Origin of the sequence: Acinetobacter sp. LoGeW2-3, from assembly GCF_002688565.1 — a bacterium.
Lineage (GTDB): Bacteria > Pseudomonadota > Gammaproteobacteria > Pseudomonadales > Moraxellaceae > Acinetobacter.
This window is the reverse complement of the sequence record NZ_CP024011.1, coordinates 1,387,013-1,403,393: the sequence shown is the minus strand read 5'-3', so window position 1 is coordinate 1,403,393 and position 16,381 is coordinate 1,387,013. Positions and strand designations below refer to the sequence as shown.

General features: G+C 45.0%; 15 protein-coding genes and 1 riboswitch. Of the genes, 8 read left to right on the top strand and 7 right to left on the bottom strand.

All coding sequences use genetic code 11. The annotated features are described in order from the left end of the window. Positions 1 to 1,338, bottom strand: a complete 1,338-nt coding sequence (locus BS636_RS06660; protein ID WP_228206937.1) for a glycosyltransferase — start codon at positions 1,336 to 1,338, stop codon at positions 1 to 3. Between the two features lie 386 nt (positions 1,339 to 1,724). Continuing rightward, positions 1,725 to 3,074, bottom strand: coding sequence for a TolC family outer membrane protein (locus BS636_RS06655; RefSeq protein ID WP_099338076.1), 1,350 nt, complete (start codon positions 3,072 to 3,074; stop codon positions 1,725 to 1,727). Positions 3,075 to 3,367: 293 nt separating this feature from the next. On the opposite strand from BS636_RS06655, the gene BS636_RS06650 reads away from it, so the two are divergent. The 7 genes from BS636_RS06650 to BS636_RS06620 all read left to right on the top strand — a co-directional run bounded on the left by BS636_RS06650 (position 3,368) and on the right by BS636_RS06620 (position 10,104). Next, complete coding sequence (locus BS636_RS06650; RefSeq protein ID WP_099338075.1) at positions 3,368 to 4,408, top strand: hypothetical protein; 1,041 nt, start codon at positions 3,368 to 3,370, stop codon at positions 4,406 to 4,408. 92 nt (positions 4,409 to 4,500) lie between these two features. Next, a riboswitch (TPP riboswitch) is annotated at positions 4,501 to 4,631 on the top strand. 86 nt (positions 4,632 to 4,717) lie between these two features. Next, entirely contained in the window at positions 4,718 to 6,616 is a 1,899-nt protein-coding gene (gene thiC / locus BS636_RS06645) for a phosphomethylpyrimidine synthase ThiC (protein WP_099338074.1), read from the top strand. A gap of 75 nt (positions 6,617 to 6,691) precedes the next feature. Continuing rightward, complete coding sequence (locus BS636_RS06640) at positions 6,692 to 7,315, top strand: NUDIX domain-containing protein (protein WP_099338073.1); 624 nt, start codon at positions 6,692 to 6,694, stop codon at positions 7,313 to 7,315. 5 nt (positions 7,316 to 7,320) lie between these two features. Continuing rightward, complete coding sequence (gene cpdA, locus BS636_RS06635; protein ID WP_099338072.1) at positions 7,321 to 8,133, top strand: 3',5'-cyclic-AMP phosphodiesterase; 813 nt, start codon at positions 7,321 to 7,323, stop codon at positions 8,131 to 8,133. Between the two features lie 210 nt (positions 8,134 to 8,343). Continuing rightward, positions 8,344 to 8,871, top strand: a complete 528-nt coding sequence (dksA, locus tag BS636_RS06630) for an RNA polymerase-binding protein DksA (RefSeq protein WP_099338071.1) — start codon at positions 8,344 to 8,346, stop codon at positions 8,869 to 8,871. A gap of 2 nt (positions 8,872 to 8,873) precedes the next feature. After that, complete coding sequence (gene gluQRS, locus BS636_RS06625) at positions 8,874 to 9,794, top strand: tRNA glutamyl-Q(34) synthetase GluQRS (RefSeq protein WP_416202906.1); 921 nt, start codon at positions 8,874 to 8,876, stop codon at positions 9,792 to 9,794. 49 nt (positions 9,795 to 9,843) lie between these two features. Next, entirely contained in the window at positions 9,844 to 10,104 is a 261-nt protein-coding gene (locus BS636_RS06620; protein ID WP_099338069.1) for a zinc ribbon domain-containing protein, read from the top strand. Here BS636_RS06620 and ftsW read toward each other — a convergent pair. From ftsW to BS636_RS06595, 5 genes are all read right to left on the bottom strand, one after another. After that, entirely contained in the window at positions 10,093 to 11,289 is a 1,197-nt protein-coding gene (gene ftsW, locus BS636_RS06615; RefSeq protein WP_099338068.1) for a putative lipid II flippase FtsW, read from the bottom strand. The two genes, BS636_RS06620 and ftsW, sit on opposite strands and share 12 nt — an antisense overlap. Positions 11,290 to 11,309: 20 nt before the next feature. Continuing rightward, positions 11,310 to 12,656 (bottom strand): UDP-N-acetylmuramoyl-L-alanine--D-glutamate ligase, encoded by a 1,347-nt coding sequence (murD, locus tag BS636_RS06610; protein WP_099338067.1) that lies wholly within the window; start codon positions 12,654 to 12,656, stop codon positions 11,310 to 11,312. Positions 12,657 to 12,813: 157 nt separating this feature from the next. Next, positions 12,814 to 13,065 (bottom strand): DUF6587 family protein, encoded by a 252-nt coding sequence (locus BS636_RS06605; protein WP_099338066.1) that lies wholly within the window; start codon positions 13,063 to 13,065, stop codon positions 12,814 to 12,816. A gap of 36 nt (positions 13,066 to 13,101) precedes the next feature. Next, a complete protein-coding gene (feoB, locus tag BS636_RS06600) occupies positions 13,102 to 14,958 on the bottom strand; it encodes a ferrous iron transporter B (protein ID WP_099338065.1) in 1,857 nt (618 codons plus the stop codon). After that, on the bottom strand, positions 14,955 to 15,215 hold the full coding sequence (locus tag BS636_RS06595) for a FeoA family protein (protein ID WP_099338064.1): 261 nt from the start codon (positions 15,213 to 15,215) through the stop codon (positions 14,955 to 14,957). The genes feoB and BS636_RS06595 overlap by 4 nt, the downstream gene beginning before the upstream one ends. 174 nt (positions 15,216 to 15,389) lie before the next feature. Here BS636_RS06595 and xerD point away from each other — a divergent pair, with 174 nt between their 5' ends. Next, positions 15,390 to 16,307, top strand: a complete 918-nt coding sequence (xerD, locus tag BS636_RS06590; protein ID WP_099338063.1) for a site-specific tyrosine recombinase XerD — start codon at positions 15,390 to 15,392, stop codon at positions 16,305 to 16,307. Positions 16,308 to 16,381 lie beyond the last annotated feature (74 nt).

Here is a 16,381-nt window from a genome sequence, read left to right as displayed (position 1 = left end):
TTATTTTGTTCCCCATGTTTTTCGTGTTCTCAATACTTCATCCAGATAACCCAGGATACTTGCGGGCTGCAATACAAAACTATAAGCCAGTACATAAAATAAAAAGCCACCAAAGTTTTTACGTACTTTCAGCTCCAGATCATTAAACATGCTACGTTCAATGCTGTAATTTAGGAGCCCGAGTAAAAATGCCATTGGTAATAATACCAACGTCATGATGCCGACAATCCAGTAATGCCCAAAACATGCCAAGATAACCCCTGGAATAAAGCCGAAGGTAAAGGCAATATCCAGCCAAGGGAAAAACAGGTTCCAGTGGATAAAAAATGTCGATAACCTTGGTTTGATCAAAATTGTAGGATGCTTAATAAAAGCTTCAATCATGCCGCGTGCCCAGCGCTGACGCTGTTTTATAAAAACTTTTAATGTGGTCGGGGCATTGGTAAACAGGCAGGCATCTTCACAATGTCCAACTCGATAACCTGCTTTTAATAAGGCCCAGGTCAAGACAATATCTTCACCCACACACTCAGGCCATCCACCCACTTCAATTAAGGCATGGCGGTCATAAATCGAGAATGCACCTTGAGCGACTAGGGTTCCCTGATATAAGGATTGCATACGCTTGGTGGCAGCAATACCGAGAAAATAGTCCCATTCCTGAATTTTGGTTAGCAAGTTCTCGCGAGAATTACGCACCAGAATTTTACCGGCCACAGCACGGGTATTCGGTGGATCCGCCTTATAACGTTCAACAATATTGGTTAAAGCCACACGGTGTAAATAAGAATCCGCATCCACGGTAATAATCAAATCATGTTTCGCCAGCTTCAAACCTTGATTCAACGCATTGGCTTTACCTGCATTTTTCTTTAAATCCAGCAAGGTTAACCATGAATATTTTTCTTGGGCATTTCGGACGATGTCAGCGGTACTGTCTTGAGAGCCATCATTGATGACGATCACTTGTAGCGGGCCTGGGTACTTTTGCAGGCCAATACTCACCAGCGTATCTTCAATTGAAGCTGCCTCATTATAAGCAGCAACCAGCATGCTAATCCCGGGATAAGAAGCTAAAGGTTCCCGCTGGGGTCTCCGATCCATCATCAAGCTTAAGGCTGCAAATGAGTTCATGAATCCCGGGATAATCGCGATCCCATAAATCAGAAACAATGCCCAAAATTTACCAACATAAGCACTCAGGTCATGCATCCAGTCTTGGGCGATCCATATTGAAAATACCATCCAAAAAAAGGCGCCGATGAAAGCTGCGACGAACTTAAACTGTACAGAGAAGTAAATTCGAGAAGCTTCCCCTTTACTTTCGTCAATAAGCATAAATTTACTCTTCAAAATGTCATGATTTACTAAAAACTTGGCTGGCAATCTTCAATAAATTTAAACAAAAGAAGAAAATTAATGAGCTTTTTCTTATAAATTAACGACTAAAAACATCGCCATTAAAAATCAAAGTCATTGTACTCTTGGATTGGAGATTGTCTGCTATTTAAACAATTATATATATTTTTGTATGATTTTTGATAATAAATTATAATTATTTGTGACTCAGTTATCATTTTTATGACTTTAAAAGCTTTTCCTTCCCAGCCTTATAAATCTACTTTTATAGAAAATACAAAAAGATCCACGTTAATTTTATCTTAATTTGGAAAAATAAAAGCCTGCTAAAAGCAGGCTTTTTAATCAACCATTAAACTTCAAATTTAGTTATGACTATACTCCACCAACCAAGCATTCATTTCTGCCAGCTGCTGTTCATTGAGCTGTCCTACGGAAGCCTGCAATTGCAGCACATGAATCAAATAATCATATTTTGCATTCAGGTAGTCAGTTTTAGCAGAAAAGGCATTGCGCTGTGCCAGTAGCACATCGACCATAGCTTTAAGCCCTTCCTGATATTGTGCCCGGGAGGCTTGAGAGACAATTTCTGCGGATTCCATGGCCGCCTTACGCGCATTCAGTTTGGCCTCATCCGTTTCTACCTGTAGGTAAGACTGCTTTACATCCGTATTGGCTTTACGGACGGCAGCATCCAGCTGGGCATCACTACGCTTTACCAGTACCCCTGCCTTTTGAATATTCTTGCTGGTACGTCCACCGCTATACAGGTTCCAGTTCATCTCTACTCCGACCTGATCAAAGTCGCCATTGGAGGATAGAACCGTTTCCGGTGTCTGTTTTAGATAACCATAAGTCGCCACTGCTTCAACTTGTGGATAGCGCGCTGCTTCTTCAACACGTTTAGCATCTTCAGAATAACGTTTCTGTAAGCGAGCTTGTAAAATTTCCAGATTCTGACCTTGTGCCAGCTCAGTCCAGGACTGGATATTGGCAGGTAAAGGCTTCTGGAACTGGAAATCATTGCGTAGCACTGCCAGATTATCCTGATAAGGTCCAATTAACTGCGCCAGCTGTTCCTGTGCCAACACCAATTGAACTTGTGTGGCAATGCGATTCGCTTGTGCACTCTGATACTGGGCATTGGCTTCGCTCACATCACTACGCGCGACTAAACCTTCTTTGAGTTTGGCATTCATCATGCGCAGCTGTTCCGCCAGTGCTTGTTCTTCCTGCAAATAGGCACCAGTCAGAGATTGCTGACGCAGCACATTAAAATAAGCTTCTGCCACCTGCAGGATATGCTGTTGCTTTTGCAAGCGCAGATTAACTTCACTCAGCTGGACTGAAGTCTGAACCTGCTTGTAGCCCTGCCAAGCATCCCAGCGGAATAAAGGTTGGCGAGCAGTCAAAGCAATCTGACGAGTTGTGGTACTCGAACCCTGCAATTCCCCAAATTCAGCAGGCAAACCTTGTGTCCCGGAATTATCAGTCGACTGGTTTTTACGAGTGACATTTCCAGACAGGCTCACGGTTGGAAGCAGGTTCCCGCTGGCAATTCCAAGATTCAGCTGATCGGCTTCATATTGCAGCACATTGGCCTGCCAGTTTGGATCATTCTGTTTGGCACGTTCATAGGCCTCAACCAAGTCCAATGCCCATACAGCAGAACTCGAACACAACAGGCTGGCACTAAGGATGAATTTTATCTTCATTTATAATGTGAATCCTTAAATGCTATATCTGTATATATAACAAAATATAGCCAAATGCTTGAATCTTAAAGTGATACAAATATTACTTGTATATTCCTAAACTTACGTATGATTTTTATTAATTTTTTTAATTCAGATGAGTGAATTTATCCCATATTGATTCACATTTTTGAATCGATGACAACAGCTTAACAAACAGCTTCACAATACTAAACAGTCTGTTGGCGCGAGATGTATACAATAAGCCCATTCCCGGCTGTTATTCATTATTTATATCAGAGCATCGAATCATAGTGTCTACACGTTTTTCCTCAATTCTAGTTGCCAGCTGTCTTGCCCTGCTGCTGTTGCTGACGCTTGCCTGTCAGCAGCCTAAAGAGCCGCAGGTCAAAATTGAGCCTGCTGAAACTAGTGCCAAGAAAAACTCCTCGACTCAAGACTTCAGCATGATGTGCCAGAACATCGAGAAGCAAATGGCTGAAATTGATGATCAGCGTACGACTTTTGCCCTTGAGCAAATCAATCAGAACCTTAAGGTCTGTCTGCCACTGTTAGATCATAAACAGCAAAAGAGTCTGATGCGCCATGCCAATGCTATGTATGCCCGCTTTCTAAAAGTCGAAAGAACCCCAGCCCAGCAACATGCTTTCGAACAATATGCACTGGAAATGGCGCAACATCCGACTATTCAGCAAAGCCATTTTGTTGAACTGACTGCTCGTGACCAGTATCTGCTTAAACATAAGGGACAAGCTTATGTCGAAGTGGTTGAGCAAGGCGATCAGCAACTGACTTATCGCCGTAGTCCTGAATATTTAGCCCGGATCTTTGCACCCTACTTTCCGGCAGCGGAACGTGCCTTTATTGAAACCTTGTCTCAGCAGAATCTTGAACCTGTATTTACTCAACAACGCTTGATGATTGAGCCTGCTGAAATTGCTGCGCGTATTCTGGACTGGGAAGATTATCTTAAGCGTTTCCCACAAAGTCCTTACCAGAAGGATGCTGAGCATCTGTTGCAACAATATACCTACTTCCTGTTTCATGGCATGCAGAGCGCCCCAATTTCCCAAGACTATCGGGATCGTTATGCGATAGATCACAGTCACCTGGAAACCATTATTAGTCTATCTAAAGGAAATGAAGGTAGTATCTCCTCCAAGGCGCAACGCTTCCTGCAATTTCTAGATATGAATGAAGAGCAGCGCAGCCAAGCCCTTGGTGGTGAATTTCAGAATCGTTCGGCTTGGGAACAGATTGCACATTACGCCGAAATTCAGATACCAGCCAAAGATTATAAAAAAGACTGCTTCAGGGATGCTGTCTGCTTATAGCAGCAGTATCACCTTAAAATATTTGCTACATATTTTCGCTGGAAAGTCGCGGTTTACGTCTACTTTTTATCACCCAACTATTATATGATCGCCTTAGCTTGACGGAGCGCGAGTAATCACTCGCTGAGATCACCAAAATAGCCTTTTAGAGTGCAATTTGATGGTGAGTACCGTTGAACCTGATCAGGTTAAGACCTGCGTAGGAATCAAGCCTCTAAAAACTTAAAGCCCTTTTTCTATCTATAAGATAGATCCGCCCATGTTTTTGGTCGTGCTTGATTCGTTGATGTCATTCTAAGGATCATTGCCATGAACCAATTAACGAATCTCTCCAGCTCTACTTCTCCCGATGCTCATCACGAGCAAGAAGCCCGAGACCTCACCCGTATTTTACCGGCTTCGCGCAAAGTCTATATTCAAGGTTCGCGCCCTGATATTCAGGTGCCAATGCGTGAAATATCCCTCACGGATACCCCGACTGGCTTAGGCGGCGAAAAAAATCTGCCTTTAATGGTTTATGACACCTCTGGTGCCTATACCGACCCTGAAATCACTATTGACCTGAATAAAGGTCTGCCAAATGTACGCGAAAGCTGGATTGAACAGCGTGGCGATAGCGAAGTACTGGAAGATCTAAGTTCTGAATTTGGTCGTCAGCGTTTACGTGATATCCGTACCGCTAATATCCGCTTTGCCCATATCCAAAAACCTCGTCGTGCCAAACACGGTCACAATGTCAGCCAGATGCACTATGCCAAGCAAGGCATTATCACGCCAGAAATGGAATACATTGCGATTCGTGAAAACCTACGTCAGCGTGAAGGTGTCGATATGCGCCAGCATACCGGGCAAAACTTCGGTGCCAAAAACCTGACCGAAATTACCCCTGAATTTGTGCGTCAGGAAGTCGCAGCGGGTCGCGCCATTATTCCAGCCAATATTAACCACCCAGAATGTGAACCGATGATTATCGGTCGTAATTTCCTGGTGAAGATTAATGCCAATATTGGTAACTCGGCGCTGGGTTCATCCATCGAAGAAGAAGTTTCCAAAATGACCTGGGCGACCCGCTGGGGTGCTGACACCATTATGGATCTGTCGACTGGCCAGAATATCCATGAAACCCGTGAGTGGATTATCCGGAATTCGCCTGTGCCAATTGGTACCGTACCGATTTACCAAGCGCTAGAAAAAGTGAATGGCGTTGCTGAAGACCTAACCTGGGAAATCTTTAAAGATACCCTGATTGAACAAGCGGAACAGGGCGTGGATTACTTCACCATTCATGCTGGTGTACTTCTACGTTATGTACCTCTCACAGCGAATCGTCTGACTGGTATCGTGTCGCGTGGTGGCTCAATCATGGCGCAGTGGTGCTTGGCGCATCATCAGGAAAACTTCCTGTACACCCACTTCGATGAAATCTGCGAAATCATGAAAGCCTATGATGTGTCTTTCAGTCTGGGTGATGGCTTACGTCCGGGTTGTATTCAAGATGCTAACGATGAGGCACAATTCTCCGAGCTGCGTACGCTGGGTGAACTGACACATCGTGCCTGGGAACATGATGTACAAGTGATGATTGAAGGCCCGGGCCATGTACCGATGCACATGGTTAAAGAAAATATGGATCTGCAACTAGAAGTCTGTAAAGAAGCGCCGTTCTATACATTAGGACCTTTAACGACTGATATCGCACCAGGTTATGATCATATTACTTCTGCAATTGGTGCAGCGATGATTGGCTGGTATGGCACGGCGATGCTGTGTTATGTAACGCCGAAAGAACACTTAGGTCTGCCAAATAAGAAGGATGTCAAAGACGGCATCATCACTTACAAGATTGCCGCGCATGCCGCAGATTTAGCCAAAGGTCATCCAGGCGCACAGGCACGTGACAATGCCCTATCTAAAGCCCGTTTTGAGTTCCGTTGGGAAGATCAGTTTAACCTGAGTCTGGACCCGGATACTGCGCGCAGCATGCATGATGAGACTATGCCGAAAGAGGCACATAAGTCAGCACACTTCTGTTCGATGTGTGGTCCAAAATTCTGTTCGATGAAGATCACTCAAAATGTGCGGGATTATGCGAATAATCAGAAAAATGCTGAACAAGTTGCAGAGGCCGATCCAGAGGTTGAAGCAGGTCTGGAAAGCATGAAAACCAGCTTCATTGAAAGTGGTCGAAATTTATATCATAAAGTCTAATTCCCACTGAAAATCAGTTGTTTTTGGCAAAAACTCAGATAGGATGAAACAAATGTTTTCATCCTTTTCTGCCTTATGAAGATTATTCAGCAAGCGTCCTATAACTATAACGATGTCGACCTGCAACAGCGCGAATATCTGTATCAAGGATTCGTAAAAGTCGAAAAGGTACAACTGAGACATCGCCTTTTTGAGAGTAATGAATATATTCCTCCAATCCAGCGTGAACTGATTGCACGTCGTCCTGCGGCTGGGGTGCTTATTTACAATGACCAACAACAAAAATTTGCTCTGATTGAACAGTTCCGTATTGGTGCCTTGGATGACTCCGATTCACCATGGCAACTGGAAATCATTGCCGGGGTTTTAGATGGGGATGAATCCCCAGAACACTGTATCCGACGTGAAGCACTGGAAGAATCCGGTTGTGAGATTCAGGAGCTGCAACATCTCTATAGTTTCTACCCTTCAGCAGGTGCCTGTTCGGAAATGTTCCACCTTTATGTCGCTCAGGCAGAATTACCTGAACATGGTGGCGTACATGGCATGCCGGATGAAGGTGAAAATATCCAGCTGCATATTTTTGATTATGCCCACCTTCCAAAACTGTTCCGAAATAACCGCCTCAAAAATGCGCCAGTGATTATGGCGCTACAGTGGTTACAACAACACATCTCAACCGCATATCCAAAGGAGTAGATCAGATGACACAGACCTCTACTCCTGCATCTAAAAAAGGCTGGACCCTGATCCAGATTTCCGACACGCATCTGATGGATCAGCCTGAGCTTGAGTTTGCTCATATGAATCCGGAGCAAAGCTTTTTAGATGTGGTACAGGATATTCAGCAGCGTTTTCCGCAAATTGATGCTGTGGTACATACCGGAGATCTGGCACAAGTTGCGGCAGAATCTACCTATCAACGTTATCTGCAATTTATGCAGAACTGGAATGTGCCGCATTATCAGATTCCGGGCAATCATGATGACAATCTGGCCATTTTCCCTTTCTATAACGATAGGAATGAAGCGCATGCCATTCACTTCGGCTCCTGGACTCTAATTCTGCTGAACAGCGCGGTAAAAGGCCGGGTCGATGGCTGGGTGGAACAGCAACAGCTAGAACAACTGGAACAGTTATTGCTTGAACATTCCAGTCAGCATGTGATCGTAGCGTGTCATCATCATCCTTTTGCGATGCAGTCGCACTGGATTGACCAGCATCGGCTGAAGAATTCAGAAGCATTGAAGGATGTGATTGCCCGACACAGCAATGTCAAAATGGTGCTGTTTGGACATGTGCATCAGGATTCTGAAAATGAATGGCAAGATGTGCGCTATTTGTCGACGCCATCGACCAGTGTGCAGTTCAAGCCATTGAGTGAAAACTTTGCTTTAGATCAGGCCCAGCCCGGCTATCGCGTATTACAATTAAAAGACAATGGGGAGTACGAAACCTACATTCAAAGAGTGGTTTTAAAACAACCTAAAATTAATACTGAAATTTCAGGTTATTAACTTTTCAATTTGTTTTTTTTGCTTTACTTTATTGCTCTTAATGGAAACGTGATATCTACAATCCCGCCATCAAAGACTATCAAAACGCATAAAAAGTCTATATGATGACGACCCCCATAGGAGGATAATCCTTCTTCAGGGTGGATAAAAATTTGCATATCACCATATTTTTTGCATAGTTACATATGCATATGATGAGGAATGCCCTAAATGGCGAATGACAACCAAAATCAAGTCTTAGATGAACAAACTGATGTGGTAGAGGAAAAAGCTACAAAACGTGTGCGCAAATCTAAGCCAAAAACGACTGAAGGTGGTTCTACTGCTAGCTTATTTGGTATCGAACCTTATCAACCTAAAAAAAATGAAGAATACATGTCTGAAGGTCAGCTTGAACACTTCCGCCAGATTCTGCTGGCTTGGAAAGCTGAGCTGATGTCTGAAGTTGACCGTACGCTCAATACTATGCAGGACGAAAATACGGCACTTCCAGATGTAAATGACCGTGCAACACAAGAAGAAGAATTTGCGATTGAACTACGTACCCGTGACCGTGAACGTAAACTGATCCGCAAAATCGAGCAGTCAATCGAAGCCATCAAAAATGATGACTACGGTTTCTGCGAAACTTGTGGTATCGAAATTGGTTTGCGTCGTTTAGAGGCACGTCCAACTGCAACCTTGTGTATTGACTGTAAAACGCTTGCTGAAATTAAAGAGAAGCAAAATAACGGTTAAGCATGTCTAGAAATAATCCTCCCCTAACCCCTCCTTTGATAAAGGAGGGGGACAACAGGATGGCTTATGTGGGCCGGTTCGCGCCATCGCCAACCGGCCCTTTGCATTTTGGTTCCCTCATTACCGCAGTCGCCAGTTACTGTGATGCTCGTGCCCATCAGGGCAAGTGGCTGGTTCGTATTGAAGATACCGACATTCCCCGCATTTATCCCGGCAGTGAAGAGCATATTCTTCGTGCTATGGATGCCTTTGGTTTCGACCCCGATGCCGAAATCATTTTCCAGAAAGACCGTCTCGACATTTATGAAAGTGTGATTGAACAGCTACGTCAGCAAGGTCTGGTCTATGCTTGTCAATGTACCCGTAAAATGCTTGGTTCCAATCATATCTATCAAGATACCTGTCGTGATCTTGGGCTACCCTTTGAACATCAGGCGATTCGTTTAAAAGTCGAAGATGTCGAGATCTGTTTCGATGATCCGTTGCAAGGTCATCACTGTTCCAATCTCAAACAGAATCTGGGTGATTTTGTCCTGAAACGCCGTGATGGCATTATTAATTATCAGCTGGCTGTGGTGGTAGATGATTACTTGCAAGGCATGACCCATGTGGTACGTGGTGCGGATCTACTGGATAATACCGAACGGCAAATTTATCTGGGTCAGCTGCTTGGTTACCCTCGCCTGCACTATATGCACTTACCTTTAGCGATGAATGATCAGGGCCAAAAATTATCTAAACAGAACATGGCACAAGCACTCGATCTGACTCAAGCTCCCCAGTTACTGAAACAGGCAATTTCAGCCCTGCATCAAGCTGAAGTTGAACTAGATACGCCTGAAAGGATGCTAAAACAGGCAGTAGCGCAATGGGATATCGAACGGATTCCACACACAACTGAGCTACAAGGCTACTATTTATAAGTAGCGGTTTTGACTTAAGCTAAAGAAAAATTCAGGTGGAAGTCAGTCTATGTTTTTTATTTTTGGAATTGGCCCAAAAACCAAAGTCATCGAGAAAAGTCAGTTCTTGTGTCCGGTCTGTCGAACGCGTGCCGGTTATGAACTGAGACAACAGCGTAATTATTTTTCTTTATTTTTTATTCCCTTGATTCCGCTATCGAAAGCTCAGGATGCTTTTGTACGTTGCAATCACTGCGGTACGGTCATGCCAAGCACAGTCCTCGACCATGCCCAGCCTGACCCGAACCGACAATCTAACCTAGAAGCTTGATTCCTCACGGCTTGGATTGCTTTCACGTGTGGTCGCATCAATCTTGAGAATCAGACTGATCATCATGGCACACACAATCAGGGAAGAACCACCATAACTAATAAATGGCAGGGTCAAACCTTTGGTTGGCAGCATGCCCATATTCATTCCGGCATTAACCAGCACCTGTAACAGGAAGATGATACTGATGCCGTAAGCCAGGTAACCGGCGCGCAGATAATGATTCTTCAAGGCACGATGACCAATACGAATACAACAGACGATCATGCTAAAAGACAGGATTAGAATGGTCGCGATCCCCAGGAAACCGAACTCCTCGCCTAGAATTGCCAGCATGAAGTCGGTATGCGCTTCCGGCAGGTAAGACATTTTCTGGATACTGTGTCCCAGACCAACGCCAGCCCATTCGCCACGACCAAAGGCCATCAATGCATTTGACAATTGGTAACCAGAACCAAGTGGATCTTCCCATGGATTCGAGAAAGATACGAGACGTTTCAAACGATATGGTTCTAATAAAATCGCACCAATTAGAGAGACAACAATTACCCCAAAAGCAAAACCAAACTGAACCAATGGTGCACCAGCCAGGAAAAATACCCCCAGCATGGTTAAGGTAATCACCACGGTCGCACCCAAGTCAGGCTCGAGCATCACCAAGAGAATAGTTGCCCCCATAATAAAACCTAAACGTACTAATCCAGAAATTTTATTCCTGACTTCTTCAGCCCGGCGTACCACATAATCCGCAGTGAAGATTGCCATCATCACCTTGGCAACTTCCGAGGCCTGCAAGGTAAAACCCGCCAAACGAATCCAGCGTTTGGAACCGTTGACTTCGGTACCCACTACCAGCACTGCAGCTAGCAGAATAATGGTGATAAACCATAGGAAGAAGGTACTGTTAAACCAGCGGTTTAAAGGAATCTTATAGGTGGCATAGGCCACTGCTGCCCCGGCCCCGATCGAAATCGCATGTCGGGTAATATAGTGAAAAGCATTACCATTAATCCGTTCGGCATAGGGCATCGAAGCTGATGCCACCATGATCGAACCAATACACAGCAATGCCAGCACACAGAAAATCAGCACATTACGTGGATTAACTTCAGTGGGTAACTTGGGTACCCACTGCTCATAGATTTGAGTAATTTTATTGATCGCAGTCTGAGCAAACTCAGCCATATCACGAATCCTTGTTCTTCTTAATTAAGCGCGTTGACATACGCAACGAACTGACGACCACGCTCAGGATAGCCTGAGAACATATCAAAACTTGCACATGCCGGAGACAATAGCACGACATCATGTGGCTGGGTATTGCTCTGGCAGATTTCTACCGCTTCCTGCAAGCTTTCTGCATGTACCAGTGTGGTGGTTCCTTCAATCGCTGTTTCAATGATTGGACGATCCACACCAATCAACACTGCCACTTTCGCATATTTAGACAATGAGTCACGTAAAGCCGTGAAGTCCTGACCTTTGCCCTGACCACCAAGAATGATCGCGACTTTACCACCTTGGGCTTCAATCGCAGCACCCAAGCCATCTAAAGCGGCCAGAGTCGCACCGATATTGGTTCCTTTAGAGTCATTGTAATAACGCACACCGTTGACTTCTTTAACGAACTCACAGCGATGCTCTAAGCCCTTGAAGGTTTTTAATGTTTCAAGCATCACATCAAGCGGCAAACCAATCGCTTCACCCAAAGCTAAGCAAGCCAAGGCATTTGCCACATTATGTGTACCTTGAATATACATCTCAGAACTTTTTAATAAACGTTCACGTCCACGTGCCAACCAGATGGTGCCATCGCTATCTTTTAAAATACCAAACTGATTCATATCCGGTGCATTCAGACCAAAGCTTTGCATTGGTGTTGCATCTGGAACCAATGGACGAGTCAATGAATCATCACGGTTATACACCACTTTTTTCACGCCTTGGAAAATTCGGTGTTTTGCAGTGTGATAACCCATCATGTCGCCATGACGATCCAGATGGTCTTCACTCATGTTCAGCACCACTGCCACTTCAGCATTCAGATTCGATGTAGTTTCCAGCTGGAAGCTCGAAAGTTCCAAAATATACAGTTCAGGATCATCTTTGGTCAGATCCAATGCAGGACGACCTAAATTACCGCCGACTGCAATTTTTTTACCGGCATCTGCAGCCATCAGACCGATTAATGTGGTGACAGTACTTTTAGCATTCGAACCAGTAATGGCAACAATTGGCTTATCGGTAGAACGGCGCAGAATCTGGATTTCACTGACGACTGGAATGCCTTTAGCAATCGCCGCCTGAATTTCAGGAAGTTTCGGATCAAGCCCCGGACTGATCACGATCTCTTCTGCTGAGAGCAATAGGTCTTGGTCAAATTTGCCAAAACTGGTTTGCACGTCAGCTGGAATCTTATCATGTCCCGGCGGATTTGCCCTAGAGTCAGTTACTGCAACGCGGTAGCCCTTGTCATGTAAGAAATTGACTGCTGCAACACCTGAGATTCCGAGTCCTGCAATGACCTTAAGTCCACCACGTTGTATTAACATTTTTGCCTCATGTTCTGGTCTAATTTGAAACTTTTGAAATGTTAGCACTTTGCCGTTTTGAATGCTTTTTCTGTTTCATCTTTCTGCAGATTTTTTTTGTATATATCGCATAAAAAAAGCCATCATAAAATTGATGGCTTTTAAACTTACTGGAAAATTATTTCCACTTCACCGCTTGTTGGGTTGGCTTTTTCTCGACTTCCTGCTCGGAGGCTGGGCAGGCGCAGTTACCGCCACAGCCACTGGCCATTGCAGGTTTCAGCCATTTCGCCAGCGTATGCCAGCCTTTGGCTTCGCAAGCATTCGACAGCTTCAGGAAAACCGAGCGTGAAGTATTTGGAAATACCTTCTTAAATACCACCACCGCGCTCCAAAGCACCAGTGCGGTCACAATCAGAATTTCAATCATCTCAATCTCCCCTTCACTGCCCTGTTCCAGTCAGTATTAACCTAAATAGTGTGAAGCAATTTGATAGGTCAGGAATGACATGATGTATGCCAGACCAAACAGATAAACGGTCATAAAGCCTACAGTTTTCCATGAACCTGTTTCACGTTTCACTGTTGCCAAGGTTGCCAGGCAGTGCGGTGCATAGATAAACCAGACCAGTAACGATAACCCAGTTGCCATTGTCCAACCCAAGTCACCGCCGCCACTAATCAAGGCAGCCAGTCCTTCAGACATTGCATCATCATCGACTGCTGATAATGCATACACAGTACCCAATGCAGCCACGACTACTTCACGTGCAGCCATAGCCGGAATCAGGGCAATACAGATCTGCCAGTTAAAGCCTAATGGTGCAAAGATTGGCTGGATAAAATGACCGATCATCCCGGCAAAGGAATAATCGATGTCCGGTAAAGTCGCACCTTCTGGCGGTTGCGGGAAAGTACACAGGAACCATAGCAGAATCGATAGCGCAAAGATGATGCCACCCACACGCTTCATAAAGATCTTGCCGCGATCGAGCAGACCAATCCAGACGTTCTTGATATCCGGAAAACGATAACTTGGCAATTCCATCAATAACATATGGCCAGCTTTGTCTTTATTAAAGAACTTCAAGACAAAAGACACACACAGCGCACTCAGAATACCTGCCATATACAGGCCAAACAGTACCAAACCTTGCAGGTTAAAAATACCCCATACCGATTGTGATGGAATGAAAGCAGCAATGAGTAATGCATATACCGGCAGACGAGCCGAACAGGTCATCAAGGGCGCTACGAAGATTGTAGTTAAACGGTCACGTGGATCACTAATGGTACGTGAAGCCATGATTCCCGGAATCGCACAGGCAAAACTGGATAATAAAGGAATGAAGGCACGACCAGAAAGACCAGCTTTGTACATCAGTTTATCCAGCAAGAAAGCAGCACGCGGCAGATAACCGGATTCTTCCAATACCAAGATAAAGAAGAACAGGATTAGAATCTGTGGCAGGAACACCACGACACCACCAGCACCCGCAATAATCCCATCTACAACCAGACTATTCAGCAAAGGATGAGCAATACTGTCACTGACCACCTCACCGAGCCAGCCAAAGAAGGTTTCAATGCCATCCATGAATGGTGCCGCCCAGGCGAATACTGCCTGGAAAATCACGAACATCATTACGGCAAGGCTCACCAGACCGAGCACAGGGTGCAGGAAAATTTTATCGAGGAAATCGGTACGTTTATCTTCCTGGTCCACAAAGTTCACCACATCTTTCAGGATGCTTTCGACTTTGTGATGACTGTTACCACTCAAACCGGTCATTTCGGTTTGTGGAACAGCGTATTTCCCCTGATCCAGTGCATTCATCAGGTTTTCAATGCCTGAACTGCGCACAGCAACCGTTTCCACGACGGGCACACCGAGACGCTGTGACAGTTTTTGGGTATTGATCTGCATCCCACGACGACGTGCTTCGTCCATCATGTTCAGGACGAGTAACACCGGACGACCGAGCTGGATCATTTCCAGCACCAGACCGAGATGCAGTTTCAGATTCGTGGCATCCACCACACATAGGAACGCATCCTGCTGTCCTTCATCCGCAATCTTACCCTGTACTACATCACGAGTAATTGCTTCATCCGGACTAGTGGCATCTAAACTATAAGTCCCCGGCAAATCCAGTACACGTACCGCTTTTCCAGAAGCTAACGCGAAGTGGCCGATTTTACGCTCTACCGTCACCCCGGCATAGTTGCCAACTTTCTGTCTTGTTCCGGTTAAATGGTTGAATAATGAGGTTTTACCGCAGTTAGGGTTACCGACAAGGGCAATACGTAAGGCATCACTCATGCCGACACTCCAGCTTCTATTTCAATCTTGGCTGCCTCTGACTTACGCAGGGCAAAACGGGTAAAGCCGACCTGAATTAAAATAGGATCCCCACCAAAAATACCTTTAGTAATGACCTGCACTGCTGTGCCAGGCACAAAACCCAACGTTTCCAGGCGACTCGCCACGACATCGTGTTGAGCGCCCTCACCATCAGTAGTTCGATTAACCTTTCGAATGATGGCTGTTTGCTTCACTTTCAAATCCGACAAACGCACCGCGAAAATTCCTGAGACTTTTGTACAGTATACACGCAGATGAGAATAGTTACCAAATAAGGTTTAATTTCATTTTTGCCTGATCTATGAGCAGATCGACATCCAACTTAAATTGCACTACAGTGCAGGATATCCATCAAAATGATTGATTTAGCCTACTAAGCTGCTACGCCCATGTTGAATAAAAAGCCCCGTATTCCTGCTCCTGTCCAGATTCCAGAAAATGCCCAGTTTCTGCACGGTTATCGTGATTATCTGATTGCTCAAACAGTGAGCCCGCATACGCGAAATGCCTATTTATCTGATTTAATTCAATGTAGTAGTTGTTTAAATAAAGCTTTACCAGAGTGGAATCATGATGATGTCTCGGATGTCTTGATTGAACTGACCAAACAACAAAAAAGTCCGCGTTCAATCGCACGCTGTTTGTCCGCCCTGCGTTCGTTTTATAAATTTCTACGTGAACAGAAACTCAGAAATGACAATCCGGTTGCCGCACACAAGACGCCAAAACTCGGACGTGCCTTACCGAAAGATCTTTCCGAAGCTGATGTCGAAGCGCTAATTAATGCACCGGATATCAATACAGCACTCGGCTTACGCGACCGGGCGATGCTCGAAGTCCTGTATGCCTGCGGTCTGCGCGTGACAGAATTACTGAATCTACGCTTAGAACTCATCAACTTAAAACAGGGTTATCTACGTATTGTTGGTAAAGGAAATAAGGAACGTCTGGTACCAATGGGTCAAGTGGCCTGTGAATGGATCGAGAAATACCTGAATGAAGCACGTCCACAGCTATATAAAACAGCAACGGACTATCTATTTCTGACCCAGCATGGCGGCATCATGAGCCGACAGAATTTCTGGTACGCGATCAAGCGTTATGCGCTACAGGCCGGAGTCCAGGCTGAACTGTCGCCGCATACTTTACGCCATGCCTTTGCCACGCACTTATTGAATCATGGCGCGGATTTGCGTGTAGTCCAGATGCTATTGGGTCATAGTGACCTGTCGACCACCCAGATTTATACCCATGTGGCGCAAGTTCGTATGCAGCAACTCCATGCATCGCATCATCCACGCGCCTAAGGCTTGAACTGACAGCGTGTACAGAGAAGTTCAACCTGCAAACTATTTTTTGTTATGCTAGGCATCTATTTTTA